Raw genomic sequence first — 3,421 nt, 5'->3', positions numbered from 1 at the left:
GGGAGCCTCTCGCTCCCCGGCCCTCGCCGGCTACCTGCCGTCTGCTCCCCGTCAGCCCGCCGGGAGTGTCTCGGGGCCCTCGGCGCCCTTGACCGACCCGCCCCGGCCGTCACTCACCGTATCGGCCTGGGCCATGGCTGCCGTGTCCGACGCGGTCTTGATCGTGGCGTCCGTGAGGGCCTCCCCGGCCGGGAATCCACCCGCCGGGGCGAGCGCCACCCCACGCCACCACGGCTCGGACGGGACGGTTTCCGCCGTGGGCTCGAAGGGCTCGCCGGGGCGGGGCAGGGCGACCCCGGCGCCCACCGCGCGGGCGGCCGCGAGCGTCCCCTCGCCGGGGTCCGCCCACGGATGGGTCGCGAGGTTGAAGGTGGCCCAGTGGATCGGCAGCATCGGGCCCTGCTCCGGTCCGCCCTGGAGATCGAGGTGGGCGCGCATGCCCTCCTCGGGGGTCATGTGGATGTCGGGCCAGAAGTCGGAGTACGCGCCGATCTGGATCATCGTGGCGTCGAACGGCCCGTGCTCGGCGCCGATCTCCTTGAAGCCGTCGAAGTAGCCGGTGTCGCCACTGTGATAGATCCGGTGCTCCTCCCCGGCGACGACCCAGGAGGCCCACAGGGTGTGCTGGGTGTTGCGCAGGCCCCGGCCGCAGAAGTGCCGGGCCGGGGTGGCGGTCAGGGCGAGGCCGCCGATCTTCGTGGTCTCGTGCCAGTCCAGCTCGCGCAGCCGGCCGGCGGACACGCCCCAGTGCTCCAGGTGCGCGCCGACGCCGAGCGGCACGGCGAACAGCGTGTCCGTGCCGGCCAGGGCCTTGATGGTGGGCATGTCCAGGTGGTCGTAGTGGTCGTGCGAGATGACCACCACGTCGACCGGGCCGAGCGCGGCCAGCGGCAGCGGCGCCGGGTGCAGCCGCTTGGGACCCGCGAAGGGGAACGGGGAGCAGCGCTCGCCCCACACCGGGTCGAACAGGACCCGACGGCCGTCGATCTCCGCGAGCACGCTGGAGTGCCCCATCCAGGTCAGCCGCAGCCCCGTGGCCGGGGGCCTGGCGATGTCGGCGAGGGTGGTGGGGTGCAGCGGCACCGGGCCCTTCGGGCTGCGGCGGGGCCGGGTCTCCTTGTCGAAGAAGACCTTCGCGAAGTCCAGGGTGGAGCCCGAGGGCCGGGTCCGCGCGGGACCGCCGGGGTTCTGGAAGACCCCGTCCGCGAAGTGGGGCGATCTGCGGATGCGCGCCATGCGCTCACCGCGCGGATCCGCGCCGAACGCCCCGGGCCGCAGCGCACGGAGCCCGGTGCTCAGGGAACGGAAACCGGCCACGGTACCTCCAGGTGGAGTCGGTCAGGCTTTCCATTATGGTCGGCCCCTCCGACAACACCGGGGCACAGGGGGCCCTCCGAGGGTGATACTGACCGGTGATTCAGTAATTCGGCGAAGGAGCCCTCATTGGCCAGCCCCCTGCTGTCCCTCACCTGGACCGACCACCTCACCGGTCACCAGGGCTTTCTGGTCGTCGACCGGCTGGTGCGCGGTGTCGCCAGCGGCGGTCTGCGGATGCGCGCCGGCTGCACCCTGGAGGAGGTCACGGGCCTGGCCCGCGGGATGACCATGAAGGAGGCTCTGCACTACGACCCCGAGAGCCGCTACGTCCCGCTCGGCGGCGCGAAGGGCGGCATCGACTGCGACCCCCGGGCCCCGGAGGCGTATCCCGTGCTCGTGCGCTACCTGCGCGCGATGCGGCCGTACATCGAGAGCTGCTGGACGACGGGCGAGGACCTCGGGCTCACCCAGGACCTGGTCGACCGGGCGGCCGCCGAGGCGGGGCTGGTCTCCTCCATACAGGCCGTGTATCCGCTGCTGGACGACGAGGCAGAGGCGCGGCGGCGGCTCGAAGACGCGTTCGCGGTCGAGGTGGACGGCCTGGGTCTCGACGAGCTGGCCGGCGGCTGCGGTGTGGCCGAGGCGGCCCTCACGGCCCTGGACCGGGCCGGCGTGCCGTACGCGGGGACTCGGGTCGCTCTCCAGGGACTGGGCACCATGGGCGGGGCGACGGCCCGCTTCCTCGCCCGGGCGGGGCTCACGGTCGTGGCCGTCGCCGACCTCAAGGGCACGATCGCCAACCCGGCGGGCCTGGACGTCGAGGCACTGCTCGCCGCGCGGGACGCCCACGGCACCGTGGACCGCTCCGCGCTGCGGCCCGGCGACCGCGACCTGCCCGGCGACGCGTGGCTGTCGGCCGACACGGACGTGCTGGTACCCGCGGCCGTCTCGTACGCGATCGACTCCGGGAACCAGGAGCGGATCACCGCCCGCTGGGTCGTCGAGGCGGCCAACATGCCCGTACGACCGGAGGCGGAGCTGCTGCTGGCCGCGCGAGGGGTGACCGTGCTGCCGGACGTGGTGGTCAACTCCGGGACGAACGCCTGGTGGTGGTGGACGCTCTTCGGGGACATCGGCGCCGACGCGGAGGAGGCGTTCGCCCATGTCCGCGGCTCGATGCGGGCCCTGGTCGAGCGGATGCTGGCCCGGGCGCAGGCCGACGGGACCACGCCGCGAGCAGCCGCCCACGCGATCGCGGCGGATCGCCTGCCGGTGATCGCGGAACGCTTCGGCTGGTACCGCTGAGGGACGGCGAACCAGCCACGCGGCCCCTGCCGGACCGGCCGAATCCACACGTCAAGAGGGTGCACGCGCGTGTGTAGGGTGACGGCGTGACGAGAGTCCGGTTGAGCGTGGCGGAACGGCGCGGTGATCTGCTGCGGGCCGCCGTGGAGCAGATCGAGGCGCGGGGCGTGACGGCGGTCAGGATCGCCGACATCGCCTCGGTGCTCGGTGTGAGCAACGCGCTGGTCCTCTATCACTTCTCGACGAAGGAACAACTGGTGGCCGCCGCGTTCCGGCACGCGGCGGAGGGCGACCTCGCGCATCTGAACAAGCTGCTGGGCCGCCGTACGTCGGCGCTGCGCCGGCTGCGGTCGGCCGTACGGTGGTACGCACCGACGGGCCAGGCCAAGGGCTGGCGGCTGTGGATCGAGGGCTGGGCGGCGGCACTGCGCGAGCCCGCGCTGCGGGAGGTCGCCCAGGACCTCGACCGGCAGTGGAAGGCGGCCATCGCCGAGGTCATAGCGGAGGGCGTGGCGGCCGGCGAGTTCCACTGCCCCGACCCGCACGGCACGGCCCTGCGCCTCACCGCCCTCCTCGACGGACTCGCCGTCCAGCTGACGTCCTACGAGGGCGCGGTGCCGCGGGCGCGGGCGCAGGAGTGGGTGGAGGACGCGCTGTCGCGCGAACTGGGCCTGGAGTCGGCGGCCGTGCCGTAAGCCACCCGGCGTCGGTGCTGGGGCCGGGTGGGCCCGCAACCCAGCGGAACGGGGTGCCTCCCCCACTCTCGGCTTCGCTCGAGCGGGGGGACCCCCACCGCCCA

General features: G+C 73.8%; 3 protein-coding genes. 2 read left to right on the top strand and 1 reads right to left on the bottom strand.

What is annotated here, in order from left to right:
- Positions 1-51 precede the first annotated feature (51 nt).
- Positions 52-1,317, bottom strand: coding sequence for an MBL fold metallo-hydrolase (locus tag ACWIF2_RS40270; protein WP_454366625.1), 1,266 nt, complete (start codon positions 1,315-1,317; stop codon positions 52-54).
- Positions 1,318-1,443: 126 nt separating this feature from the next.
- On the opposite strand from ACWIF2_RS40270, the gene ACWIF2_RS40265 reads away from it, so the two are divergent.
- Both ACWIF2_RS40265 and ACWIF2_RS40260 read left to right on the top strand, forming a co-directional pair.
- Entirely contained in the window at positions 1,444-2,622 is a 1,179-nt protein-coding gene (locus ACWIF2_RS40265; RefSeq protein ID WP_454366623.1) for a Glu/Leu/Phe/Val dehydrogenase dimerization domain-containing protein, read from the top strand.
- Positions 2,623-2,708: 86 nt separating this feature from the next.
- Positions 2,709-3,317: a TetR/AcrR family transcriptional regulator gene (locus ACWIF2_RS40260; protein ID WP_454366621.1), complete on the top strand. Its 609-nt coding sequence runs from the start codon at positions 2,709-2,711 to the stop codon at positions 3,315-3,317.
- Positions 3,318-3,421 lie beyond the last annotated feature (104 nt).

The sequence above is a fragment of the Streptomyces sp. NPDC055506 genome (genome assembly GCF_053643595.1).
The sequence above is the reverse complement of the archived record's forward strand: the minus strand, read 5'-3'. Positions and strand labels throughout refer to the sequence as shown.